This window comes from Lyngbya sp. CCAP 1446/10 (assembly GCF_026130175.1).
Classification (GTDB): Bacteria; Cyanobacteriota; Cyanobacteriia; order Cyanobacteriales; family Microcoleaceae; genus Microcoleus.
In genome coordinates this window covers 66,535-91,678 of sequence record NZ_JAIGNI010000010.1, presented here as the reverse complement: position 1 = coordinate 91,678, position 25,144 = coordinate 66,535, and the positions used below count along the sequence as shown (strand labels likewise).

The window sequence follows — 25,144 nt, the reverse complement described above, 5'->3', positions numbered from 1 at the left end:
TTATTGAGAGGCAATCGCTTTTAAGATGTACCACGCAGGGCACCGTGAACTTGAGGATTGCCACTCAAAATCACGACAGTTTGCTTGATTCCGTCGATTAACCAATGTCCGTCTGTTTGAATCAAGGAATGAAAATAGTTTCCTGCTGTATCCAGTCGATTCTCTCCCAATTTGCGAGTGGGGTCAAGTCGATAAATTTGGTATGCCGATTGGCATTTGGCGGTATCGTTGTTAAGAGTTACTTCTTGATTCGTGCTGACGTGCAGCGTTTGCAAACCGGCAAGTCCCTCTACCCGCTGTTTTATGTATGCTTCTGCGGTTACTCGTCTGGGAGTTTCACTCCTGAAGTCTGAATAGTCGATATCTATTTCGTCGGCTAGGTGCGATCGCAATTTGTCCCAGTCCTTGGCGTCGATCGCATTTGCGAATGCTACGATCGCATCTATGACAGCAGCGCGGTTAACAATCCAGCGGATTTCTGGGAGTTCGTACATGGCAAATAACCTTGGCTACTTTAGGTAAGTGTTGAGTTTAAGAGTTTTAAAACCGCAGATGTAGGCGCTTCGCCTTCCCGAAGGGTACGCGGATAAACGCAGATGAATTTTGGGTTTATCCTGATGTTAGATTGATTTTATCCTTTCACTCCGGCGGCCGCTTCTGTGGGCACAATGTATTTTTGCAAGAGCAAAAACAGTCCTAAAACAGGAATGATCGAAATAATCGAACCCGCGGCCACCAAACGCCAATCCAAAGAAAATGTCCCGGCTAAATTCGCGACACCTAACGGTAATGTGTAATATTCCGGCCTGTCTAAAACTAGAAGCGGCCACAAAAAGTCACTCCAAGAACCGATAAATACGAAAATTCCTAAAGTCACTAAAGCTGGCTTAATTGCCGGAATCATGACGTGCCACCAAATGCCTAATTCTGTGCAGCCATCAATGCGGGCGGCTTCTTCTAGTTCTTTGGGAACTGCTAGGAATGCTTGCCGCAATAAAAATATGCCGAAGGCTGAGGCTAGTCCGGGAAATATTACGCCTAAATAGCTATTTTTTAATCCTAGTTGTACTGTCAATATGTACAGCGGAATCATGACTATTTGGAAGGGAATCATGATTGTGGAAACGATCGTAATTAAGATGGCTTCGCGACCGCGAAAGTTGAGTCTGGCTAAGGGGTATGCGGCGAGGGCGCAAAATAAAACGTTGATGCTGACTGTGAGGCCTGCAATCAGGCTGCTGTTGAACAGGTAGCGGCCGAAGGGGTTGGTTTGCCAGACTTTAATGAAGTTTTCGAGGGTTGGCTGTTGCGGCCACAGTTGCGGGGGATATTGGAAGATGTTTTCGCTGGGGGATTTCAGGGATGTGCTGAGCAGCCACAGCAAGGGGAAGAGCATTAAAAGTGCGATCGCCCCCATGATACTGTATGTCCACAGCGTGCTCCACCGCGAGGGACGGCTGTTTAGGGAATTTGATTTTTTAGTTTTGAGATTGTTCATAGTTGGGATATGATAATAAGTCCTTGCTTCGTGAGAAGCCTTGTTTGTCCATAAGGGATTATTGCCATGAAACCGTTTATTTACGAAACAATGTACATTCTGCGCCCAGATTTGGGTGAAGAAATGACTGACCAGGCGATCGCGAAATATCAAACCATTTTGCGCGATCAAGGTGCTGAAAATATCGAAACTCAGCACCGCGGCAAGCGTCGCTTGGCTTACGAAATCGGCAAGCACCGCGACGGAGTATACGTTCAAATGAACTATACAGCTCCGGGCGCTGCAATTTTTCCTATGGAACGCGCGATGCGTCTGAGCGAAGAAGTGATTCGCTATTTGACGATCAAGCAAGATGTCCCAGATGCACCTGAAGCTGAAGCTGAAGCTGAAGTCGCTGCTTAGAAATCTTGTTAACTTAACGTCTTAGTAGTACGGATCTACTGTTTGATAGTTAGGCCTAGATCCCCCCTAGTCCCCCTTAGGAAGGGGGGGACAAGAGAATTGTCAAAGTCCCCTTAAGAAAGGGGAAAGACAAGGGAGTTGTCAAAGTCTCCCTTAAGAAGAAGGACAGGATTCATCTCAAAGTCCCCCTTCTTAAGGGGGATTTAGGGGGATCTGGCCTCGGATCAAAACGCGATTTATCAAGATTTTCAGGCAAAAACGTTAATCCGAGTTCAAAAACTCCAAATAATTATTAGTTAATTCTTTGACTGCTAATTCGTGAAATTGCTGGCCGTGTTCGGGAGTTGCTAAGGCTGGATTTGAACCCATTCTCCCGTCGGGAAATCGGCGGCGGAAGTCTGTAGCACTATAAATTTTGTGCCCGGATGCAACTTCTTCCGAAAGCGGTGCTTGCTTGATTGCTTCTGGATAAAGGTACTGAGTTAAGGCGATTTCGCTGGGGGTGGCGTGGGAACCTTCTTGGTTTCCGTACAATTCTTTGGCTAGTTTGTAGACTGAACCGCACATGAACCAGTTGCCAATTTGACACTGGATGCGATCGGCATTTGGTAAATTCAAGTCCGACAAATGCGCGTAAGTCTCGGAAAATGCTGCTTTCATCGTGGCAATGTTGCCACCGTGACCGTTGATGAAAAAATATTTCTCAAATCCGGCTTTTGCCAAAGATGTGATATAATCCCTAATTACTAATATCAGCGTCTGCGGTCGGAGGCTGATGCTACCGGGAAAGCTCGTGTGATGCAGGGCCATGCCTACATTAATTGTCGGGCCGACTAAGGCATTCGCTGCTGCGCCGACACTCTGGGCGATCGCACCAGCAGCAATCGCGTCAGTTCCGATTAAGCCGGTGGGCCCGTGTTGTTCGGTGGAGCCGATCGGGATAATTATGCCTCGCGAGCTCTCTAAATAAGCTTCTACTTCGGGCCAGGTAGTTAAATGCAGCAACATTATAGGCAGTCTACAGAATTTTTACTTACTATTGTCGATCGTAGCGGGCCTGAGTCAGTTGTAGCGCGATCGGCGATCGCGTTCAACCCAAGACGCACGATTCCTCAAAAACTCGATTGATGCCCAGATTTATCCTGACTTTTCCCCAATATTTTTAGAGCAATCAGGTTTCCGAGCATAAATGCGATCGAGATTGTATCTTCAACTAAAAATGTAGGGTTCGGTTGAAATTTAAGAACAACATTACTCAGCTTTAATAAATTAACCGTTTATTTACTAAAACTTTACCTTTTGATAACCTTTTGCCTGTACGATAAACCCATCTCCCAGTAAATTGGGTGTAACCTGGTCAATTTAAAGTGGGCAATGTTTTACAAAGTAATACCGACCCCTAACAATGACCAGGCTTCTAACGCCTGGACTGAGGAAGACAGCGCAGCTATCGCAACTGCTCAACGACTATATTTCTTGCACGAACAAGTAAAAACAGTCGAGCGTATGTCTGTCGGATGGACTGGCGAAAGATGATAAGTGATTGAATAGTCGATCGTTAATACAAAGCGATCGCAGCGCGAGAGTGCCTCAGCTACTGAAGAACGCACCTCCGGCTAGCCACATACAAACACAACTCCCACTGATATTTATGTCTTCTGCTGAATTAAGCGAATGTCCTTCAAGGTTGGCTGTTGGACAAGCCGGCCGTATCCTGTTATTGGAAGGTGAAGACCTGTTGCGGGAAATGCTAGCTTTAGCCCTGAAAGAACAGGGCTATGAGGTGGTGGTTACTAGCGACGGGCGCAACGCTCTGCCTTCTGTGCAGACTTCCTCGTCATACCACGGTGAATTTGCCTTTAACCTATTAATTATGGATTCAATTAATGGTTTGGATCTGTGTCGAATGTTACGGCATCAAGGAAATCCCGTACCTATTTTGATTATCGGTGCTAGAGGAAGTGCCAACAATTGCGCTTTTTATTTAGAAGCCGGATCAGATGATTATCTCACCAAGCCTTTTGGAATGCGGGAATTTATCGCTCGTTGTCGAGCGCTGATGCGTCGCCAACGCCTCGGTCAGTTGTCGCAGCCGGTGATGCTGCAATATAAGAGCATAACTCTGTATCCCGAAGAATGCCGCGTATTGGTTCGCGGCATTGAAGTAAAATTTTCTCCTAAACAGTTTCGCTTACTAGAACTATTTATGAGTAATCCCCGGCGAGTGTGGTCTCGCGATCGGTTGCTGGAAAAAATTTGGGGTCAAGATTTTATCGGAGATAGCAAAACAGTTGATGTTCACATCCGCTGGCTGCGCGAAAAGTTGGAAATAGATCCTAGTCAACCGGACTACATCATTACAGTACGGGGATTCGGCTATCGATTTGGTTGATTGTTTAAATTAGTTGTAGGGCTCCAAGTTGCAGTCAAATATAACGTAGGGACACAACATTTTTGTGTCCTTATTTGTATGTGTAGGGTAATTATCGTAGTGCATATTTTCCGTGTGATCGACCACCAGTGAGCCGAATATATATAGCCTTTCTCAGAAAAATGAGGTACGCGAACGGCATAGGGCATAGGGCATAGGGCATAGGGCATAGGGCATAGGGCATGAGGCTCTCCTCACTTTTTTGAGAATCGCTATACTTAAGTCCAGCGAGTTGTGTTACAAAAGGTGAGAGATTCGGGTTTGAGTGCGATCGGGAGATTTGACCTCCCAGGAAAAAAAGAACAGAGATTGCTCGCCACAAAATTTGGCGTTGTTGATTTACGGGATGAAAGGCTAAATCTGCAATTCATAAAAATTAGTACATACAAACCTTCTGGATTTTCTTTCTTATTTGTTTCTCGCCCGCGATCGAATTAGCGCCGAGGGCGAAGCTTGCACACCACGCACTCTGAGTTAAAAAGTGCAACAAATGCCTTAGCGATCGCGAAATTACCTCTATTTTGCTGTACAATCAAAAGCAGGCGTTTTGATTTTATTAATTCGATCGTAAAAATATTGTAGAGTTCTGCCGCCTGCTAGCAGTTCACAGGTAGCATCTAAAAAATCAGCAGACTTTGACAACAGTCCATAACAGAGATAAAACTTACGATCGTCAATCCGGTTTCTACGCAAAACAAGCACCAACGTTGTGAACCCAACCCAATCTACTGGCCCCAAAGCCACAAAAACTGCTCGCTCCCGAACCTTGCGAACAGTTCTGATAGTTCCCTTCGTCTTGCAACTCTTCGCTGCGGTGGGACTGGTAGGATATCTCTCGTTTAAAAATGGACAGAAGGCAGTCAACGAAATTGCCGATCGACTAATGGCAGAAGTAGGCAGCCGCGTCCAACAAAATCTTGGTACTTACCTGACTGTACCCCATCAGGTCAACCAGATCAATGCTGCGGCGATCGAACTCGGCACCCTGAACCTGGAAGATTTACCTATTTTACAACGTCATTTTTGGCGGCAGCTTCAGATATTTGACACGCTCACTTTTACGGGTTTAGGGTTAGAACAAAAAGACAACTTGGGGGCAGAAAGGCTCGACAATGGCTCGCTGACTTTGAGAATATCGACAGCAGCAAGTAACTATGATTTCCGCACATATACTACCAATGAATCCGGTGAAATCGCCCAATTTTTAAACAACAAAACTAATTTCGACCCGCGCACTCGCCCGTGGTACAAAGCTGCGGTAGCTGCTGGCAAACCCACCTGGAGTCAGATTTATCCCAATACGGCCGGCATTACTGCTTATCTTGGCGCATCTATGCCTTTCTACGACAAACAAGGCAAATTGCAAGGCGTACTATTAACTAATATTAATTTGTCCACCATTGGCAAGTTTTTGGAAAGCTTAAAAATCGGCAAAACCGGACAAGTTTTTATTATAGAGCGATCGGGAATGCTGGTCGCAACTTCGACAGGAGAAAAACCGTTTCATACCGTGAAAAAAGACTACGGCGCTGAACGAGTTAAAGCAATTGATAGTAACAATACTTTCACCAAAACCACTGCTCAATATTTAGCAACCAATTTTAACGAATTCCAATCTCTGAAAAGTTCGCAGTCACTAGAATTTGATGTTCAGGGTAATAAACAATTTTTACAAGTTCTACCTTGGCAAGATGACAAAGGATTGGATTGGTTGATTGTGGTGGTTGTTCCCGAAGCGGATTTCATGGCACAAATTAATGCCAACACTACCGCAACTATTTTGTTGTGTGCTGCTGCTTTGATCGTCGCTATAATTGTCGGCGTTGTTACGGCAAGGTGGGTAACAAAACCGATTTTATCTTTGAACGAGGCTGCCAAAAATATTGCTAAAGGTGAATGGGGCAAAAGTGTCACAATTAATCGCGATGATGAAGTCGGAGAACTTGCCAACTCATTTAATAGTATGGCGGCGCAACTGCAAGTATCTTTCACAGAAATGCAAGCTTTGAATGCCGAATTGTCTGAGAGTGAAAGTCGGCTCAACCAAATTTTAGAAGCCGTTCCGGTGGGGATATTTGTCGCCGAGTCTAGCGGCAAACTTTACTATGTTAATTCTCGCGCTCAGGATTTATTAGGGAAAGGTATAGTCGCTAATACTTCGGAGGAACTTCGCGAAATTTATAAAATTCATCTGACAGGTAGCAACGAAATTTATCCAGCCGAAAAAGATCCAATTATTAATGCTTTTAAAGGGGCTAGTGTTAACGTTGATGATATGGAAATTCGCCAGCCTGACAGGATTATTCCGATCGAGGTTTGGGGCACGCCCATCTATGATGATAAAGGAAAGGTGAGTTATGCGATCGCAGCTTTTGCCGATATCACTCAACGCAAACAAGCCGAAAAATTGGTAGCGGAATACAACCGCACTCTCGAAATCCAAGTCGCGGAAAGAACCCAAGAACTCAAAACAGCATTGGACAACCTGCAAACCACTCAGGAAGAGCTGATTCAATCGGAAAAAATGGCAGCTTTAGGTCAATTAGTCGCCGGAGTTGCTCACGAATTGAATACTCCGTTGGGTGCAATTCGATCGAGTGCTGGAAATATGATGAATTTTTTGGGTCAAACTATCACTAATTTGCCCTCACTGTTTCAGTCGCTTTCCCCCGCAGAATCTGAAAACTTTAGTCAATTAATGTATCGCTCGCTACAAAAAGATATGACTTTAACAGCTAAAGAAGAAAGGAAGTTAAAGCGGGCTTTGATTCGTCAACTCGAAGGCGAAGACATTGACGAAGCATATGATATCGCGGATACATTGGTGGATATGGGCATTTACGAGGCTGACGACTTTCTGTCTCTGCTGCAAAAGGTCGATCGCGATCGCATCTTAGAAATAGCTTACAAACTCTCAGAAATTCAGCGAGGAACCCAAATAATCAATACCGCAGCCGATCGCGCTTCTAAAGTCGTCTTTGCCCTGAAAACCTATGCCCGTTACGACTCATCAGAAACGATGGTTGAATCTAATATAACTCAAGGCATAGAAACCGTACTCACCCTGTATCAAAATAACTTCAAATACGGCGTAGAAGTTATCCGCAATTTCCAAACAATACCGCCCATAATGTGCTATGTAGACCAACTAAATCAAGTATGGACAAATCTGATTCACAACGCCCTGCAAGCGATGGACAATCAAGGCACATTAACTCTAGAAATCCTTCAGGAAGGCAACAATATCAAAGTCGGCGTTACGGATAGCGGTGCAGGAATTCCAACCGAAGTCATGCCCAAAATATTCGCTCCCTTCTTTACCACAAAACCCCCCGGAGAAGGCAGCGGTCTGGGTCTCGATATAGTCAGAAAAATAGTTGACAAACATCACGGTAAAATAGAAGTTGAATCCGTTCCCGGCAAAACTACTTTTACAGTTGTTCTACCTATAAATCGCCCCTAAATAATTAGTTAAATAATCAAAGATGTCTAAACCAATTATCCTGTGTGTTGACGACGAACCAGTAGTTTTAAAAAGCCTCAAAACCCAACTTAAATCTGCCTTTGGGAATGCTTATCTTTACGAGATAGCGGAAAATCCCGCCGAGGCTTTAGAGTTAATTGATGAATTAAATGAGGACGAAATTTCGATTGTATTGATTGTATCGGATTGGTTAATGCCAGGAATGAAAGGAGATGAATTTCTGATTCGCGTTCATCAAAAATTTCCCAAAATAGTCAAAATTATGTTAACAGGTCAAGCCGATGAACAGGCAGTAAAGAGGGCTTTTGACGAAGCCAACCTCCATCGGTGTTTGCAAAAACCTTGGTCGGAATCAGAGTTGATCGAAGCCATTAAAACAGCCTTATCGTTATGACAAAACAAGTCATTATTTGCGTTGACGATGAAAAAACAATTCTGAAAAGTCTTAAAACTGAATTAAAAGAGGCTTTGGGCAATACTTATCAGATTGAAATTGCCGAAGGAGGTCAAGATGCCCTAGAGTTAATTGCTGAATTACTCGAAGACGGGTATGAAATCCCTTTAATCATCTCGGATTATGTAATGCCTGACATGAAAGGAGATGAATTGTTGCGGCTAGTTCACGAAATTTCTCCCAAAACTCTCAAGGTGATGCTGACGGGTCAGGCGACTATTGAGGCGGTAGGAAATGCCATCAAACACGCGAAACTCTACCGCTATATCGGCAAACCTTGGCAAACTCAAGACTTGAAATTGACTGTGACAGAAGCCGTCCACAGCTACAGTCTGGATAAAAAACTAGCAGAACAAAATGCCGAACTTCGGAAAATCAATCAGGAGTTAGAAGTTGCCCTGTCACAGCAATTAAAATTAACAGAAGCTGCTAAACGCTTTGTGCCGAATCAATTTGTCTCGCTGCTAAGCCATGATAGCTTGAGCGACGTTCGACTAGGCGACAGCGTGGAAAAGGAAATGTCAATATTGTTTTCCGATATTCGGGATTTTACAGCTTTTTCTGAGAGTCTGACACCTCAAGAAAATTTCAATTTTATTAATTCCTATTTGAGTCGAATGGAGCCAAGCATTATTAAAAATAATGGCTTTATTGATAAATATATTGGCGATGCAATTATGGCTTTGTTCGGTGACAGTGCAGCCGATGCTGTGAACGCTGGAATTTCTATGCTGCATAGTCTCGACGAATACAATCAACATCGCATGAGTTGCAGCTACGCACCGATTAAAATTGGGATTGGTATCAATACGGGTTCATTGATGTTAGGAACAGTGGGGTCAACTAACAGGATGGACAGTACGGTGATTGGCGACGCGGTGAATTTAGCCTCGCGGGTGGAAAGCTTGACGAAAAGTTACGGAGTGTCGATGTTGATTACTCAAAATACTTTTTTACAGTTGAGCAATCCGGCAAGTTACTCAATCCGAAATATCGGCTGTGTCCGAGTAAAAGGTAAATCAGATTTGGTAACAATTTACGAAGTGTTTGATGCCGATACACCAGAAGTAAAAGAGGGCAAGTTAGCAACTTTACCCGTATTTGTCGAAGCACTGTATAATTACGCTGCTGCTAAACATCAAGAAGCGGCAGAGCTATTTGCTGATTGCGTGCGAAAGAATCCCCTGGATAAGGTGGCGCAAAATTATCTGGAACGCTGTCAGGAAATCCAAGTAATTTTGCCCCAAAGTCGATCGGATTTTATTTAAGTCCGGGACGCAAGGAAAGACTTGCATTCCTGACTGCGAACTATAACTCAAAACTCCCCTTTCCACTCCCAACAATGAAGTTTCCAGCAATCTCCTGCAACCGCAACAGCCCCCACCATATCTGAACTGGGAATTAATTCAATTAAAGACCATCTCGATGCTTCTTCGGGGTTTTGTTCAATATTTAACAGTGCTGCTGGTTCTCCTGGTGCGAGGGTGACATCAAACTGATTCAGGGGAATAGATAATCCTTTACCGACTGCTTTGATGTAGGCTTCTTTGCGAGTCCAGCAGGTGAAAAAAGCTGTGGGTTGGAGATGCTCTGGAAGTGAACGCAGCACAGAGTTTTCTAATGGTGAAAAAAACCTTTCAGCAATATCCAGACAAGGAAAGTTGGGATTAATCCCTTCAATATCGACACCAATATCTCTATTTTTGGTAAGAGCAATTAGAGCCATTCTCCGAGAGTGAGACAAATTGAAACGCAGGGTATTTCCACTTTGGGCGATGATGAGAGAGGGTTTGCCATAGGGGTTGTATTCAAAGCGTAGATGGCTGGGATTTATGTGCAGATAGCGACTCAGAATTGCTCTCAGTGCGCCGCGACTCACAATAAATTGCGATCGATCTTTTGGAAAGTGAAAACGCTCTGCTTTTGTCTGTTCGTCGGTAGAGAGAGTCTGTGCTAAAGTTTGCAAGCCTGATTCTGTTTGAGTCAGAGAGACGCGCCAAACATGAATTTCGTTGATGTCTAATGTCAGGTTTTGCGGTGGGGAATTCCACGAATCAATAGCAGCAGTCATGTATTTATGTTTTGTGATGATTGACATCAGCATTCCCAGAAACAGGCAAGATGCCTGTGCTACAACAGATGAATTTCTATTTCAAGGATCAATTAATCCAAGTTTGCACAACTTTTCCTGCTAATTTTTGTCCCAACCAAGGTGTGTTTGCCGATCGCGACTTCAGACTACGCCCCTCAACAGTCCAAGTCATGAGCGGGTCGAACAAAATCAGTTCAGCAGAGACACCCAGCGTAACCGTAGCGGGGATTTGACCGAGACAAACGGCGGGACCTGTACTCAACACTCGCCACAGTTCCAAAGCCGAAAATTCGCCAGTTTCTACCAGTCCGTGCCACAGCAAAGGTAATGCTAATTCTAAGCCGATCGCCCCTGGGGGACTATCCGCAAAAGCCACGGTTTTTTCCTCGTAGGTACGCGGATTGTGGTCGATCGCGATCGCATCAATCACCCCATCTTTCACAGCTTGAATCAGGGCTAATTGGTCGCTGCGAGTGCCTAACGGCGGTTCTAGGTGTAAATTTGGATCGTAAGGAAACGAAGCCGTCAGAGCATTTTTCCCGCCTCCGCAATCTTTGGCATTTCCTGAAATTGCGCCAACATTCAACAGCAAGTGCATCCAAGTTACACTCGCCGTCACCGGCAAACCCCGCGCCTTAGCATCCCGAATCAATTCCACGCTGCGGGCGGTTGAAACGCGCATGATGTGCACGGGAGTACCTCCAGATGCCACCAACTCCAGGATTGCCGCCAAAGCCGATGTTTCCGCACTCGCGGGAATTCCTGGCAAACCTAAGCGCACTGACACCGCACCTTCCCGCGCTGCACCATTTCCTGCCAAAGTTCGATCGCACGGCCACAATGCGATCGACCTGCCCAAAGGCTGGATATACTCAAGCAAACGCCTCACCAGAGCCGGATTAGACAGCGACAAACCGTCCGCAAACCCCACCACCGCAGAGGATGCCAGCTCGCCCAACTCGGCCATCTGCTGACCTTTAACGCCCGCTGTCAGCGCGCCCCAAAAATACAAGCGTGGTAGGGAGGGCGACAAATTGCGGATATGTTGCTGCAACAAAGCTAAACCGGCCAAATTGTCCACAGGCGGCGAAGTATCGGGCAAAATTGCCACTCGCGTAAAACCGCCAGCCGCGGCAGCCTGCATTAAGGATTCTAGGGTTTCTCGTTCCTCAAAACCCGGTTCTCCGCTATGACTATAAATATCAGCTAATCCTGGCCCTAAAATTAGTCCTTGGCAATCCCGCACTTCTGTGTCTGCGGGAATTTCAGTGATGTTTTCTTGGATTGCTGTGATCTGATTGTCTGTAATTAGAATATCAGTGGTGCGATCGATCTTTGAAACTGGATCTAGCACCCTTACATTTTGTAGCAGTTCGCGAGTCATAAAGAAGGAAGAAGGAAGAGGGAAGAAGGAAGAAGGAAGAGGGAATAACGAATCGCGAAGACGCTCAGGACACGAAGGAAGAGGGAGGAATGAGGAGGGAATGAAAGCAAGGGTTTCTGCTATGAAAGTTCAGACATTCGTTCGACGGGGGAAGTGTAGCAGAGGGGATTTATTCTGCTATACTTCGTGCCGATAACTTTACTAATTACAGTGCTCCGGCTGCTGTTTGGTCGAATACGCCGCCGCTTAAGTGAGTTGTGATATTCATTGCTTGCAGTACGGGTAAACCGTCGGGGCCGTGGGGATAATCAATTACGCTAACTGCACCGTTTCCTTGTTTGAATTTCCAGAAGTGTTCGGGTTCTAAATTGAACAGGTGGCAGAGAAGGGCTTTGTTAACGGCGTCGTGGGCAACTACAATTCCTGTGCCAGATACTGATTGTACGATTTCTCGCCACGCTGCGATCGCCCGAATGGAAACTTGCTCTAAATTTTCTCCTTCTGGCATTTGCACTTTTTCGGGAGATATTTTCCATTCTGCAAGCAAACCCGGATAGGATGCTTCTATTTCTGATTCAAATTTTCCTTCCCAAAGTCCGTGGCTGATTTCTCTCAATTCGTCGCGGAGTTCCAGTTGCAAACCGCCGTGATATTTGAGAATAATTTCGGCAGTTTCTTTCGGGCGCAGCATGGAACTGCTAATCGCAAAATCTAATTTTACATCTTTGAGAAATTCTGCGGCTTGCCGAGCTTGTTCGCGGCCGTTATCGTTGAGAGGTACATCTATTTGTCCTTGAAATTTACCTGCTCTGTTCCAGTCTGTTTCGCCGTGACGTACTAGCAATAAGCGCGGGCCGCGGTGTCCATCTCTCGGTTTTGGGAAGATTTCTCCGGTATGGGCGGTTAAATTTAAGGATTCTAATTGAACTGCAATTTTCTTGTTGGATTCTGTTGTTTCATCTGTAAATCCAAAATTGATGACACTAATTCCACAATTTGATTGTTGAATTGATTGATAGTAATCTGGGGTAATTTCTGAGGCTGTAGCGATGAGCGCGCGGTTGATTCCGTTGTGACCTACTACTAGAATTGTGCCAGAAGTGTGGCGTGATAAAAGTTCTTCCCAAAACTTGCGGGCGCTAGCAAAAACGGCTAGTACCGGAAAGTGTTCGATTTCTCCTTCGGGGGAGGGGATTTTCATGGAAAATTTGTCGGGATGTTGTTGCCATTGCTGATATGCTTCGGGGAATTGGTCGATCGCATCTTGACGCAACATTCCTTCCCACAATGGCAAATCGATTTCCATCAATTTATCAGTTGGTTGGAGTTCTGGCGGATTTGTCAAGCGCGACACGATGATTTCCGCTGTTTCTTTGGCTCGTTGCAGGGGACTTGTATAGGCGGCATCAAAGGCGATACTGCCCAGGATGTCACCTACTTGCTTTGCGCCAGCGCGGCCTGCTTCTGTCAAAACTGATTTATCGAGGCGCCCTTGGATGCGTCGCTCTAGATTGTATGTGCTTTTGCCGTGACGGACTAGGATAATGCGAGTCATTCGATTTTAGATTTTAGATTTTAGATTTTAGATTTACGCTGCTACCGAGTCGAAGGCTGCGCGGTGCACACCTTACCTCATTGAAAAATCTCGCTTTTAGCCTAGTCTCGATCCCCCTAAATCCCCCTTAAGAAGGGGGACTTTGAGCGTTTCCTGTCCCCCCCTTCTTAAGGGGGGCTAGGGGGGATCGGGGCCTAGTCGTCAAACTGTAGACTGATACTACGTTTGAGCTGGTTGTTGACACGCCTTGCGGTGCGTACCTTACCCAGTCGAAGGGTGCGAGGCGAGTCAAAAAGATCAGCCAGTGAAATTTTACCAGTAGAGGGGATACTCTCGACTGCAACGACCTATGATTAAAGACGGACAAGATTTAGCCACAGATTCGCGCGGGACGGAAAGCAGGAATGACACTGAAGCGGATAATTTTAGGTATTTTAACAGCGATCGCGATCGCCCTGGTCGGTTTATCTTTACTTGCTAGTTGGAATGAGCCGCAAATTCAAAGCCGGCTGGAACTCTATCAGACAAATTTGCTGCTACACGCCTCGGAGTGGCAAGGAGAAAATAATTCTAGTGCTAATTTAAGTTCAGCGCGCAACAATATTATCGGTTCTGATCCTTTAAATACGGCTTTGACGCAATATCAAGAAGCGCGAGACTCGACTCAAAAAACTCTCAAAATAACTCAATCACAACTTAAAGAAATTCCGCCGACACTGGTATCGAAATCGGAAAATCCTGCTATCAAATCTGCACAAAAAAAGGCTGTACAAGAGTTAGTGATTCAACAGTCAACGCTGTTAAATGAACTTGAGTTGCGCCTGGGAATTTTGCAGGCAACTAGCGGCAAAAATGATGAGGCGATCCAAACTTGGAAAAGTTTAGTTACGCGGTACAAAACTGACGTTGATGCCGACCCTTCCGTGGCAAGTGCTCAGGTTTTAACGGGAATTTGGAGCAATCCACCTCAACTTTTGCCGGATGCGGAGCCACGGATTCAAAAGTCTTTGGACGGCTGGTTTCGCTATCGCGCTTTAGCTCAACTTTACAAGCTGCAAGAACGTTCTAAGGAGCTAGTGGCGCTGCAAGCTGCTGAGCAAGTAACGGCTGAACAAGCTATAGAAAAGTTGGCAATTATTGTCGGTGTTCCGGCTATCTCTCTTTGTATTGGCACGGTTTTGCTGGTTGGTTTGACTGTGCAGTGGCTGTTGCAACGGAAGCAGTTAGATCAAGCAGATTCCGGGCCGCTGTTGGCGCGAAATGGGAGCTTGGCTTGGGATGTGCCTTGGGATGGCGAGATTGTTTGGCAGGTGCTTGTGGTCGGCTTTTTCTTTGTCGGGCAAATCTTGATTCCCTATTTATTACTGCCAGTTTCTCTGGCTGTTCTCAAGCTGAATCCTGCTACTTTTGACCCGCGCGAAAAGGCTTTTTATATCTTTGCTACTTATTTGTTGCTGTCGGCTGGCGGGCTTTCGGTACTGTATTTTTCAATTAAGTCTTTTTTCCCTTTGCCTGATGGTTGGTTTCGGATTAATTGGCGGGGAAATTGGTTTTTGTGGGGTTTTGGCGGCTATTTGGTTGCTTTGCCTTTGGTGGTTGTGGTGTCGTTGATCAATCAGCAATTCTGGCAGGGACAAGGTGGCAGTAATCCGATTTTGCCGATCGTCCTTGAAGGTAGGGATAACGTGGCTCTGGCGGTGTTTTTCGGCACTGCTGCGATCGCCGCTCCGGTTTTTGAGGAAATCGTGTTTCGGGGCTTTCTACTGCCTTCTCTGACTCGCTATTTGCCTGTTTCCGGGGCGATCGCAGCTTCGGCTTTCTTGTTTGCGGTGGCTCACCTGAGTGTCTCTGAGATTCTGCCTTTGGCGACGTTGGGGGCGGTGTTGGGGTTTGTGTACACGCGATCGCGCAATCTCCTCGCCCCCATGCTTCTCCACAGTCTTTGGAATAGCGGCACTCTCTTGAGTCTGTTTCTTTTGGGCGGCGGCGCGAGTTAATTCGGGCGGTTGTTAATAATTGTGAATTAACCTTGCTTTTTTCACAAATTTGAGAAATAGGAAGTTAGGCAGGTGCGCCGCCCGCACCTGAGCTTAAATTTACTCCCAAATCTGGAAGCTAAACGGAAAAACTTGTCTTAACATGGAAGTAATACCTTGTCCGGTTTTTGTGGATGGTCGAACTAATGAGCAATTTTAACAGCCGCAAGTTAGAGAGAACGCCGAGTTGGATGCGTTTCGCACCCTACGCAGCCCTAGGCACTTTAATATTTTCTCTGAATGCAAGTAGCGAACTCGATTATTTCTGGAGAGGTTACTTTGTCATTCTACAGGCTCAAGCCGGTATAGTTATCCTGTATTTTGCGATGTCCAAGTTTCGTAAAAACCCAAATAAATGATTCATTCAGTTGACAGTTGACAGTTGACTGTTGACAGTTGACAGTTGACAGCACTTGACAAAAGAAGAAAGAGGATTGGAGTAATGAATAGTCTTGTTTTAATGTTTTACTACAAGGGTTCCGGCTTTCAACCAATTATTTCTGGTAAAAATTAGTCATAAGATTACTGAACTCGATCGTTAAAGGTCGATCGCACAAGTTAAAGTAAAAAACTGGGGAAAAGTAAAAATGGTAAAAGATAAAACCGTAGCAGTTGTGTTAGCTTTCTTTATCGGAGGTTTCGGAGGACACAAATTTTATTTGGGTAACAATGTAGCAGGAGTATTTTATTTGCTATTTTCTTGGACATTAATTCCGTCACTGTTCGCATTTTTCGATTTTATCGGCCTGCTGCTGATGTCGGAACAAGCTTTTCAAGTACAGTACAATGCCGGAGTGTTGCCGTCTGGGTATGCCCTCAGAGGGGCAAAAGATGTGACTGGGGCGATCGCAGAATTGAAAGGACTTTATGATATGGGCGCAATTACCGCCGAAGAATATGAAGAAAAACGCCAAAAACTGCTGCGAGAATTGTAATTTGTGAAGGAAGAAGGAAGAAGGAAGAAGGAAGAAGGAAAAGAGCCTTTCGGGTTCGCTTTCCCTCTAGGTAAAAATAAGGAAGAAGAAAGAACAGAATCCACTCGAAAAAGGGTGGGATTTAAATAAGAATCAAATAAAAGTAGATCGAGGATAGAACTAAAGTGTCTCAAGATTTATACTGGCTGCGTCAAACTCCCAACTGGGTGTGGTATTCTTTTATTCCCTACTTCGGCGGATTGGCGATCGCCTATGCAGGCCAAAAAACAAATATTCGCAGTTGGATGGGATGGGGTGTTGGCATTACTTTAGCAGCACTAGCACTATCTTCTTCACCTAATTTGGGCACCCTCGTTTGGATCGCTCAAATTGTCACTGCCTTTGCTTTGAAAAAGCGCTATCTGATCAAAACCGCACCCAGAGGTTTGCTGGTTCCTGCAACTGCAACAAATGCCGCAGAACTTGCTAATCTGCGCGGCAAAATAGATATTAACGAGTGCACCAAAGATGATATGGTGAGAATCTTGGGTTTGCCGATCGTCTATGCTAACGATATTGAATCTTTGCAAAACGAAGGCTACCTTTTTACCCACGCCGAAGAGTTATCGCAAATCGCCGGAGTTCCCGAAAGTCACGTCCGACGCATCGCCCCGATGATTTGCTTCAGCTACAATTATCAAAAAGAATCCCAGTTTACTTGGAAACGGTTAAATATTCTTTCACCGGAAGAGTTGATTCAAAGCGGTTTAGATCGCGTTGTTGCTGAAACAATAGTTAGAGAAAGGCAGATTAAAGGCGCATATAAATCAGTTGTTGACGTGAAGCGGCGGACGGGATTGCCTTTTGATTCATACCGCCATATTTGTTAATTGGTCGTTGTTAAGCTGTCGCTCATTTATATTTTATATTCGGGGCGGGGTAGGATCAACGATCCACAAGAGTTTGACGCACGCAGAGATCAGAAACCCGGTTTGTGACTAGATTTCTCGTGACTCGACGCAAAACTCGTAAAAACCGGGTTTCTTGCCCCTGTGCGTAAGTCCTGAAACTGTCGGAATTGTTGAATCAGGAACAAGTTATGACAACAAAATTAGAATTTAATCGACATAAATTGTATGATACCGATTACCTCAGATGGATTGAAACCACTGTAGAAAAGTTGCGGATTCGCGACTTTTCAAACATCGAATGGGAAAACTTGATTGCAGAAATAGAAGACATGGGGCGAAGCGAACGCCGGAGTTTAGAAAGCAATCTTGTGGTAATTATCCTACACTTGCTGAAGTGGCAATTTCAACCGGATCGAAGAAGTGGTAGTTGGAAAGGCAGCATTGTTGAACATCGCAGACGCATTCGCAAAACCCTAAAAGATTCTCCCAGTCTCAAACCATATCTTGAAGAAATTTTGGCTGAATGTTATGCGGATGCAGTAGAACAAGCAAGTGCTAAAACTGGATTATCTGTAGACAGGTTTCCGCCATCATGTATCTACTCTGCTGTCCAGCTTCTAGATTCTGAATTTCTGCCAGAGTTTCTGCCCGATGAGACGATTTAACGGCATAGCATTTCTCAATTAAGTGAAGTACGCGGGCGAGCAATTCCAGATCAGATTGCCATTCACAGACATATCTTGAAATTATCTGCGTTAATCTGTGTTAATCTGCCTTAATCTGCGATTGAATCCGAGAGTTTAAAAATGGCTAGACACCCTACGAAGACTGTCAATTGTCAATTGTCAACTGTCAACTGACTATTGCTCCTCTTGACATTTTCACAAAATAATGATATTTAAATATATTGGTAAAACCCAGATTTTTCTCTAGCATCAACTCCAATCCTGGGTAAGTTTTCCAGACGATGCCTGAAATATCAGTGGTGTCCTACAGAATTATTATTGAAACCAAAAACTAGACAATAGTAGCAGTACCGCTCACATCACACTTATGTCTGACTCTCCTCCATCCCAAATCACCCCAGAACCCACACCTCCAAGCACTGCTACCGAAAGCCGCAGTGCCAAAACTCGGCAAATGTTGGGTATGAAAGGGGCCTCTAGCGGGGAAACTTCCATCTGGAAGATTCGCTTGCAACTGATGAAACCGATTACCTGGATTCCCCTGATGTGGGGCGTGGTGTGCGGGGCGGCTTCTTCGGGAAACTATGTTTGGAATTTAGAGAATTTTGCGATCGCCGCAGCGTGTATGTTGATGTCAGGGCCTTTGCTGACTGGCTACACTCAAACTTTGAACGATTTTTACGATCGCGACATCGACGCAATTAACGAGCCCTACCGTCCGATTCCTTCTGGTATCATCTCGATTCCTCAAGTAGTAACGCAAATTTTGGTATTATTAGTCGCAGGCATTGCGGTAGCCTATGCTCTAGACTTGTGGGCGGGTCATGAATTCCCGATCATGACTGTTTTGACTCTCGGCGGCGCATTTTTGGCTTACATCTACTCTGCGCCACCGCTGAAACTCAAGCAGAATGGCTGGTTGGGCAATTATGCCCTGGGTGCTAGTTACATTGCCCTGCCTTGGTGGGCTGGTCAAGCTTTGTTTGGTACACTAAATCCCACCATTATGGTTTTGACCCTGTTTTACAGTTTGGCAGGGCTGGGGATTGCGATAGTTAATGATTTCAAAAGTGTTGAGGGCGATCGCCAATTAGGGTTAAAATCTTTGCCAGTGATGTTTGGCATCGACACCGCAGCTTGGATTTGCGTGTTGATGATCGACATATTTCAAGCAGGGATAGCAGGCTACCTGATCAGCATTGACCAAAACCTTTACGCTGTCATTCTCTTGCTGCTGATCGTTCCCCAAATCACTTTTCAGGATATGTACTTTTTGCGCAATCCCCTGGAAAATGATGTTAAATATCAGGCAAGTGCTCAGCCTTTCCTGGTGTTGGGTATGCTGGTAGCGGGTTTGGCGCTAGGCCATGCTGGTTGAGAAGAATTTTGAGTTATCTATTTTGAGTTAAAGAGTTTTTAGCTTAAAATAGATAACTCAAGACTCTGCACAGTGTTCTTGGATACAAAATATCAAGTTAAAAATTAAAAATTGAAGATGGCTCGCCTTTTTAATTTTTAATTTTTAACTTAAATTGATGAGGTATGAAGGTCTGAACGTGTCAGAATTTTTCTCAAATATTAAGTATAAATTGAGCAAAGTCACTAAGGGAGTAGGCGGTAATTCCGATCTAGAATCGCCAAATGCTGCCAATAGCACCGGGCTAAACTCGCCGCCATCTCCGGATCAATTGTCTGCACAGACAACAGATGCGCGATCGGATTATGTGGTATCAGAAGATGCTGAACCTCCAGAAGAGTCAGAATTAGCATCAGAATATTATTCTGACTCAGAAGACGATGAATATCCAAGAGTCCAGCGCAATTGGCAAGGGTTGAGGCGCTTAATTATTTGGTTGGAAATTGAGCCTCTAATTACTACGTTGCAAGCAAAGGGAAGAGAATTGTTGCAGCCGGGATTGAGTGGGCACAGAACTAAATCACCCAAAAAATCCCAGAGATACAATAGTCGCAAATTACGGGAAAATAGCGCGCTGCCGCACACCCAACTGGAACAAATCAATACTGAATTACCAGAAAATAGCGCGCTGGCGGACACCCAACTGCCAATAAATACTGATCTACCGGAAAATAGCGCACCGCAGGAAGATATAAAACCACAGAAAAAGTTAAAAAAACTCCTGTCCCGCCGCCCGAGATTTTGGATAGCCATAGGTGTGGCTAGTATGGGCGGTGGCGCTTTAATATACGGTTTATGGATTTTGCACACCTTAGATAAAGGTTTGCCGGATGTTAACGATTTGTCGGCTTTTAACCGTGATGGAACGCTGACAATTAAGGCGGCAGATAATACGATTTTATTGCAGTCGGGGCCCGCAACTAGAGATAAGCTAAAACTTAATGAAATTCCCGATTTGTTGAAGAAAGCTTTTATTTCTATCGAAGACCGCCGTTTTTACGAACATGGCGGGGTGGATTATCAAGGTATTGTGCGATCGATCGCTTCTAATTTGATAGCGAGAGATTTGGTGCAGGGCGGCAGTACCATTACTCAACAATTGGCTCGCGTGGTTTTTCTCAATCAAGAAAGAAGTCTTAAGCGAAAGGTTCGGGAGGCACTTTTAGCTCAGAAAATAGAGCGGGAGTTGAGTAAAGACCAAGTTTTAGAAAGATATTTAAATTTGGTTTATTTGGGGTCGGATGCTTACGGGGTGGGAGATGCGGCTTGGGTTTTCTTTAGCAAAACAGTCGATAAATTAACTTTGGCAGAGATGGCAACTTTGGCGGGTTTGCCTCCGGCACCGAGTGAATATTCGCCTTTGGTTAATCCGAATGTTGCTAAGGAACGCCGCAATATTGTGCTCAAACAAATGCAGGAAGCAAAGGTAATTACAGAGTCCCAGGCGAAGGAGGCGATGGCAGAACCTATGACTGTTAAACCAAGTGCACCGAAGCGATTTCAAGTGATGGCGCCTTATTTTGCTAGTTACATTCGCAAGGAATTGCCGCGCTATGTTTCTAAGGATGCTTTGGAATCGGGTGGCTTGACTGTCGAGACGACGGTGGATTTGAAGTGGCAGAAAATAGCGGAAAAGGTGGTTAAAGATGCGATCGAGGTTGATGGCCGCCGTCAGGGTTTTGAACAGGCGGCTTTGGTTTCGATAGAAACTAAAACAGGGGAAGTTAAAGCGCTAGTCGGCGGCGGAAATTTTAAGGAAAGTCAGTTTAATCGCGCTACGCAGGCTTTGCGGCAGCCCGGATCGACTTTTAAGGGGTTGGTTTATGCCGCGGGGATAGCAGCCGGTTTTTCGCCTTACGACAGCTATGAAGATGAGCCCATTATTTTCGACGGCTATCAACCGAATAATTACGGGAAAAAGTTTAGCGGTTGGCGATCGATGTCTGACGCTTTGAGGGCGTCGGTGAATGTGGTGGCGGTGAAGGTGTTGGTCGATGTCGGCTTTGAACCGGCGATGAAATTAGCCCACGATATGGGAATTAAGTCTAAATTAAGTCCGATTTATTCCCTGGCTTTGGGTTCTTCTGAGGTGAATTTGCTGGAGTTAACTAATGCTTACGGTACTTTGGCATCCCAAGGTAATTTTATTGAAGCGCACGGAATTACTAAGGTAATTAATCAGCGGGGAGATGTGATTTATCAGGCTGATTTTAAACCAAAGCGGGTTTTGGATAAGGATAGTGCTGCGATTACTACTTGGATGTTGGAGGGTGTGGTGACTGGGGGTACGGGCGGGCCTGCTGCTTTAGCCGATCGGGCTGTTGCTGGCAAAACTGGTACTTCAGAAAATGTGCGGGATTTGTGGTTTATCGGTTATATTCCGCAGGTGGTGACTGGGGTTTGGCTGGGGAATGATGACAATTATCCGACGGGGGGAACTAGCGGTACGGCTGCTTATAATTGGCGCGATTTTATGAGTCAAGCTGTCAAAGGAATGCCGGTTGAGGAGTTTCCGAAGTTGCCGAAGTTGGAGGGCCGCAAAGGCAGTATTAAGGCAAAACCGGTCAAGCCCAACGAGATTATTCGAGGGATGATTGTCAATGAGGATGGTGCGATCGTACCTTACAATCCCAATCCTCAACCCCGGTATCGCGAACCTGCTTATCAAGAGCCAGCCTATCAAGAACCTGCTTATCAAGAACCAGCCTATCAAGAACCAGCCTATCAAGAACCGCCACAATAAGATAAGACGGCGGTTGAAACCGCCCGGTCTTCTTAATTTCGTTTGAGTCGCACCATAAAAAAGCCATCCATTATATGTTTGTGCGGCCAAAGTTTCACCCATCCTTCGGGTGATGGCTGTACGGGTAAATCAATGGTTGGTGCTTCGATTTGCCAGTCAGGATTGCTATCTAAGAACGATCGCACAACCTGTTCATTTTCCAAGGGATGAATCGTGCAAGTTGCGTAAACTAAGACACCGCCGGACTTGACAAATGTCGCTGCATTTGCTAGTAATTCCGATTGCAGTTGGGATTGTTGTTGAATGTTTTCGGGTGTGTGTCGCCAGCGGGCATCAGCGCGACGGTGGAGGGTTCCGAGGCCCGAACAAGGTGCGTCTAATAATACTCTGTCTGCTAGGTTGATAAATTCTGGGAAGTGGCGGCTGTCTCCGGTATGAATTTTAATGGATTTCATCTGGAGTCGATCGGCATTTTCAGTAAGTTTTTTAAGTCTGCTAGCGGTTTTGTCGCAGGCGTAAATAGTGCCTGTATCCTGCATTAATTCAGCGCTGTGGGTGGTTTTCCCTCCCGGCGCGGCGCAGGCATCGATGATGATTTCCCCTGGCTGTGGATCGAGTAAATGGGTGACTAATTGAGCGCTACTATCTTGGATTGTCCACCAACCTTCGCTATATCCGGGGAGGTTTTGGATTGCGCCGGTGCTACCATTTAGTCTTAATGCTTGGGGTAAATTGGGGATTCTGCTAGTGGAGATGTTATGGGCTTGGAAGGCGGTCTCGATTTGGGCGATCGAGGTTTTTAAGGGATTGATTCTGAGGTGAATTGTGGGAGATTGATTGAACCATTCACAGAGTTGTTCGGTTTCGGTTTCGCCTATTTGTTCGATCCACAATTCTACTAGCCAGTCGGGGAAGCTGTGCAGAATTCCGAGGCGTTCGACTGATGATTTATAGTTAGTAATTGTTAATGGGTTTAAGTCGGTTTCTGTTAAACGGATGTATTGTCGCAGCAAACCGTTGACAAAACTGCTGAGTCCTGCAAAGCCATTTTCTTTTGCTAGTTGAACGGTGGTGTTGACGGCGGCGGAGGGGGGAATGTTGTTGAGATATTGGAGTTGATAGAGGCCTAAATGCAGGATGGTGCGGAGGTCTGGCGGTTGTTGGGAGGATTTTTTTGTGGCTAGTTTGTCGATGATGAAGTCGATCGATCGCATTCTCCTAACGCTACCGTACACTAATTCTGTGACTAAACGGCGATCGAGGTCGGTGAGTTGGGAATTGCGGAAAGTGCGATCGAGGGCGGCGTCTGCGAATGCACCACGACGGTGGACTTCGCGGAGTGCGAGGAAGGCTATTTGGCGGGGATTTTGCATGATTTAAATTGGGACTTCGCGTGGGGTTCAGAAACCGGGTTTTTTAGGGAATCTGCGCGTCACAATGCGTCTTGTCGCGAAAAACCCGGTTTCTTACGTCGGAGTGCGTAACTCCTGAAGATATTAAATAAAATGACTTACACAATGTTAAGTGTATAATATTAATAACTGCTGATTTATTTTATCATTTTCTGTTTCGAGTTTCTGTACCTCGTTCTAAGGTAATACATTATGACTCAAACATCTGTAAGAAGTACAAAAAATATCGATCGACAAACTCCTGTTGTTGAAGAATCCGAAACAATGCTGCCGCTGGAAAATGGCGATCGGCTTTCGCGGCCTGAATTTCACGATCGCTATCTCGCCATGCCGCACGTCAAGAAAGCCGAATTAATTGAAGGAATTGTGTATATGCCATCCCCAGTAAGATTTGTACCTCATGCTGAACCTCACAGTAACATTATTGGGTGGCTGTGGAATTATCGGATTGCTACGCCTGGGGTGCGACTGGGTGATAACGCAACGGTATTCTTAGACGGGGACAACGAACCGCAGCCAGATGCTTTGCTGCGAATTGAGAATGGGGGAAATTCGCAAATTACTGATGATGATTACATCCAAGGTGCGCCGGAATTGGTTGTAGAAATAGCTGCTAGTACCGCATCTAAAGATTTGCACGATAAGAAAAAGGCTTATCGGCGAAATGGAGTGCAGGAGTATATGGTTTGGCAGATTAACAAACAACGTTTGCATTGGTTTACTTTGAATGAAGGCAAGTATGTTTCTCTGGAACCTGATGAGAATGGTGTGGTGCGGAGTCTAGTTTTTCCTGGTTTGTGGTTGGCTGTACCCGCTTTGTTGTCGGGAGATTTGGCGCAGGTGATGGCGGTTTTGCAGGAGGGGATTAATTCGCCGGAACACGCGGAGTTTGTTGGGATTTTGTCGGGAGAGTCGGGAAATGGCGATTGAAATCAGTAGAGACGCGGTTTCAAGCGCCCGGTTTTCTTTGTTCAGATTTCGTCGGGGTTGATGCCCATTTCTCGCAATTTGTCGGAAAGGCGATCGGCTTTTTGCTGTGTTAATTCCATTTGTTGCTGTGCTAATTCCTGTTGTCTTGACAACTCCACATAAGACAAAAACTTCTGTCCATCAGGCCGATAAATTTCCAAGTCTCCCGATGCAGTTTCAAAACGAATCTGCAAACGCGGACTCACCCAACCCTCCATTGATTCAATATAGTTGAGTTCTCCACCACTTCGCACCCAACCTATTAACTCATTATACTTTAAGTCGTAAAAATAGCATTCTTCAACTCCGTAATTTTCGTAGAATTTAAACAGCTTAAATATTTCTCTCATGCGGTTGTCCGGCGAGAAGATATCAAAGACAACTTGCGGGGCGATATTATCTTCCAGCCACTGTTGATAAGAACCTCTGTAACCTTTCGGTCTACCAAACACTACCATCGTATCAGGTGCTTGGCGAGTTTTGTTATCTCCTTCGACTGGATACCACAGCAAGTCACCTGCTACAAAGACATTTTCGTCTTCTTTGTATAGGGCATCTATTCCACCTTGAATGGTGACAATTAGTTCAAACTGTTTGGTGTTGTCAGACATGGGTTTGCCGTCGCTGTCGGGGTAGATAATTTCGGCTGAAGTTTTTGTGGGAATTGTTGCCGTCATGGGGATGAGTCCTTTGCTAGTATCATCAATTTCTATTTTATACCTATTTCAACAAAACCCACGTTCATGGGTTGGAGAA

General features: G+C 45.3%; 23 protein-coding genes. 15 read left to right on the top strand and 8 right to left on the bottom strand.

Going from position 1 to position 25,144, the window contains the following annotated elements; translation table 11 throughout:
- Positions 1 to 20: 20 nt before the first annotated feature.
- Both K4039_RS07045 and K4039_RS07040 read right to left on the bottom strand, forming a co-directional pair.
- Entirely contained in the window at positions 21 to 494 is a 474-nt protein-coding gene (locus K4039_RS07045; RefSeq protein WP_265234434.1) for a nuclear transport factor 2 family protein, read from the bottom strand.
- Between the two features lie 137 nt (positions 495 to 631).
- Positions 632 to 1,498 (bottom strand): carbohydrate ABC transporter permease, encoded by an 867-nt coding sequence (locus tag K4039_RS07040; RefSeq protein ID WP_265234433.1) that lies wholly within the window; start codon positions 1,496 to 1,498, stop codon positions 632 to 634.
- Positions 1,499 to 1,564: 66 nt separating this feature from the next.
- Between K4039_RS07040 and rpsF the strand changes: the two genes are divergently transcribed.
- Positions 1,565 to 1,900, top strand: coding sequence for a 30S ribosomal protein S6 (rpsF, locus tag K4039_RS07035; protein ID WP_265234432.1), 336 nt, complete (start codon positions 1,565 to 1,567; stop codon positions 1,898 to 1,900).
- Positions 1,901 to 2,161: 261 nt separating this feature from the next.
- Here rpsF and K4039_RS07030 read toward each other — a convergent pair whose 3' ends face one another.
- Complete coding sequence (locus K4039_RS07030) at positions 2,162 to 2,908, bottom strand: creatininase family protein (protein ID WP_265234430.1); 747 nt, start codon at positions 2,906 to 2,908, stop codon at positions 2,162 to 2,164.
- Between K4039_RS07030 and K4039_RS07025 the strand changes: the two genes are divergently transcribed.
- From K4039_RS07025 to K4039_RS07005, 5 genes are all read left to right on the top strand, one after another.
- Complete coding sequence (locus K4039_RS07025; protein ID WP_265234429.1) at positions 2,897 to 3,028, top strand: hypothetical protein; 132 nt, start codon at positions 2,897 to 2,899, stop codon at positions 3,026 to 3,028. The two genes, K4039_RS07030 and K4039_RS07025, sit on opposite strands and share 12 nt — an antisense overlap.
- A 523-nt stretch (positions 3,029 to 3,551) precedes the next feature.
- Positions 3,552 to 4,292, top strand: a complete 741-nt coding sequence (locus K4039_RS07020; RefSeq protein WP_265234428.1) for a winged helix-turn-helix domain-containing protein — start codon at positions 3,552 to 3,554, stop codon at positions 4,290 to 4,292.
- Between the two features lie 748 nt (positions 4,293 to 5,040).
- Positions 5,041 to 7,794 carry an ATP-binding protein gene (locus tag K4039_RS07015; protein WP_265234427.1) on the top strand — a complete coding sequence of 918 codons (2,754 nt, stop codon included), beginning with the start codon at positions 5,041 to 5,043 and terminating at the stop codon, positions 7,792 to 7,794.
- 22 nt (positions 7,795 to 7,816) lie between these two features.
- A complete protein-coding gene (locus K4039_RS07010) occupies positions 7,817 to 8,209 on the top strand; it encodes a response regulator (RefSeq protein WP_265234426.1) in 393 nt (130 codons plus the stop codon).
- Positions 8,206 to 9,537, top strand: coding sequence for an adenylate/guanylate cyclase domain-containing protein (locus tag K4039_RS07005; RefSeq protein WP_265234425.1), 1,332 nt, complete (start codon positions 8,206 to 8,208; stop codon positions 9,535 to 9,537). The genes K4039_RS07010 and K4039_RS07005 overlap by 4 nt, the downstream gene beginning before the upstream one ends.
- 47 nt (positions 9,538 to 9,584) lie before the next feature.
- On the opposite strand, the gene K4039_RS07000 is transcribed toward K4039_RS07005, so the two are convergent.
- The 3 genes from K4039_RS07000 to K4039_RS06990 all read right to left on the bottom strand — a co-directional run bounded on the left by K4039_RS07000 (position 9,585) and on the right by K4039_RS06990 (position 13,300).
- Positions 9,585 to 10,367, bottom strand: a complete 783-nt coding sequence (locus K4039_RS07000; RefSeq protein ID WP_265234424.1) for a 4'-phosphopantetheinyl transferase superfamily protein — start codon at positions 10,365 to 10,367, stop codon at positions 9,585 to 9,587.
- Positions 10,368 to 10,428: 61 nt separating this feature from the next.
- Complete coding sequence (locus K4039_RS06995) at positions 10,429 to 11,745, bottom strand: dihydroorotase (RefSeq protein WP_265234423.1); 1,317 nt, start codon at positions 11,743 to 11,745, stop codon at positions 10,429 to 10,431.
- A 205-nt stretch (positions 11,746 to 11,950) separates the two neighbouring features.
- A complete protein-coding gene (locus K4039_RS06990; protein ID WP_265234421.1) occupies positions 11,951 to 13,300 on the bottom strand; it encodes a histidine phosphatase family protein in 1,350 nt (449 codons plus the stop codon).
- A 404-nt stretch (positions 13,301 to 13,704) separates the two neighbouring features.
- On the opposite strand from K4039_RS06990, the gene K4039_RS06985 reads away from it, so the two are divergent.
- The 8 genes from K4039_RS06985 (at position 13,705) to K4039_RS06950 (ending at position 22,007) form a co-directional block, all read left to right on the top strand.
- A complete protein-coding gene (locus K4039_RS06985; protein ID WP_265234420.1) occupies positions 13,705 to 15,297 on the top strand; it encodes a CPBP family intramembrane glutamic endopeptidase in 1,593 nt (530 codons plus the stop codon).
- 185 nt (positions 15,298 to 15,482) lie between these two features.
- Positions 15,483 to 15,695: a hypothetical protein gene (locus K4039_RS06980; RefSeq protein ID WP_265234419.1), complete on the top strand. Its 213-nt coding sequence runs from the start codon at positions 15,483 to 15,485 to the stop codon at positions 15,693 to 15,695.
- Positions 15,696 to 15,923: 228 nt separating this feature from the next.
- Positions 15,924 to 16,271: an NINE protein gene (locus K4039_RS06975; RefSeq protein ID WP_265234418.1), complete on the top strand. Its 348-nt coding sequence runs from the start codon at positions 15,924 to 15,926 to the stop codon at positions 16,269 to 16,271.
- A 3-nt stretch (positions 16,272 to 16,274) separates the two neighbouring features.
- Positions 16,275 to 16,400, top strand: coding sequence for a hypothetical protein (locus K4039_RS06970; RefSeq protein WP_265234417.1), 126 nt, complete (start codon positions 16,275 to 16,277; stop codon positions 16,398 to 16,400).
- Between the two features lie 35 nt (positions 16,401 to 16,435).
- Entirely contained in the window at positions 16,436 to 17,140 is a 705-nt protein-coding gene (locus K4039_RS06965) for a helix-hairpin-helix domain-containing protein (protein ID WP_265234416.1), read from the top strand.
- A gap of 209 nt (positions 17,141 to 17,349) precedes the next feature.
- Positions 17,350 to 17,826: a DUF29 domain-containing protein gene (locus tag K4039_RS06960; RefSeq protein ID WP_265234415.1), complete on the top strand. Its 477-nt coding sequence runs from the start codon at positions 17,350 to 17,352 to the stop codon at positions 17,824 to 17,826.
- Between the two features lie 388 nt (positions 17,827 to 18,214).
- Positions 18,215 to 19,225 (top strand): chlorophyll synthase ChlG, encoded by a 1,011-nt coding sequence (gene chlG, locus K4039_RS06955; RefSeq protein ID WP_265234414.1) that lies wholly within the window; start codon positions 18,215 to 18,217, stop codon positions 19,223 to 19,225.
- Positions 19,226 to 19,382: 157 nt separating this feature from the next.
- On the top strand, positions 19,383 to 22,007 hold the full coding sequence (locus K4039_RS06950; RefSeq protein WP_265234413.1) for a transglycosylase domain-containing protein: 2,625 nt from the start codon (positions 19,383 to 19,385) through the stop codon (positions 22,005 to 22,007).
- A 32-nt stretch (positions 22,008 to 22,039) separates the two neighbouring features.
- Here the strand turns inward: K4039_RS06950 and K4039_RS06945 are convergent, their stop codons facing one another.
- The gene (locus tag K4039_RS06945) at positions 22,040 to 23,380 is read right to left on the bottom strand and encodes a 16S rRNA (cytosine(967)-C(5))-methyltransferase (RefSeq protein ID WP_265234412.1); all 1,341 of its coding nucleotides are present in this window, start codon (positions 23,378 to 23,380) and stop codon (positions 22,040 to 22,042) included.
- A gap of 231 nt (positions 23,381 to 23,611) precedes the next feature.
- On the opposite strand from K4039_RS06945, the gene K4039_RS06940 reads away from it, so the two are divergent.
- The gene (locus K4039_RS06940; protein ID WP_265234411.1) at positions 23,612 to 24,349 is read left to right on the top strand and encodes a Uma2 family endonuclease; all 738 of its coding nucleotides are present in this window, start codon (positions 23,612 to 23,614) and stop codon (positions 24,347 to 24,349) included.
- A 41-nt stretch (positions 24,350 to 24,390) separates the two neighbouring features.
- On the opposite strand, the gene K4039_RS06935 is transcribed toward K4039_RS06940, so the two are convergent.
- Positions 24,391 to 25,065: a Uma2 family endonuclease gene (locus K4039_RS06935; RefSeq protein WP_265234410.1), complete on the bottom strand. Its 675-nt coding sequence runs from the start codon at positions 25,063 to 25,065 to the stop codon at positions 24,391 to 24,393.
- Between the last annotated feature and the right edge of the window lie 79 nt (positions 25,066 to 25,144).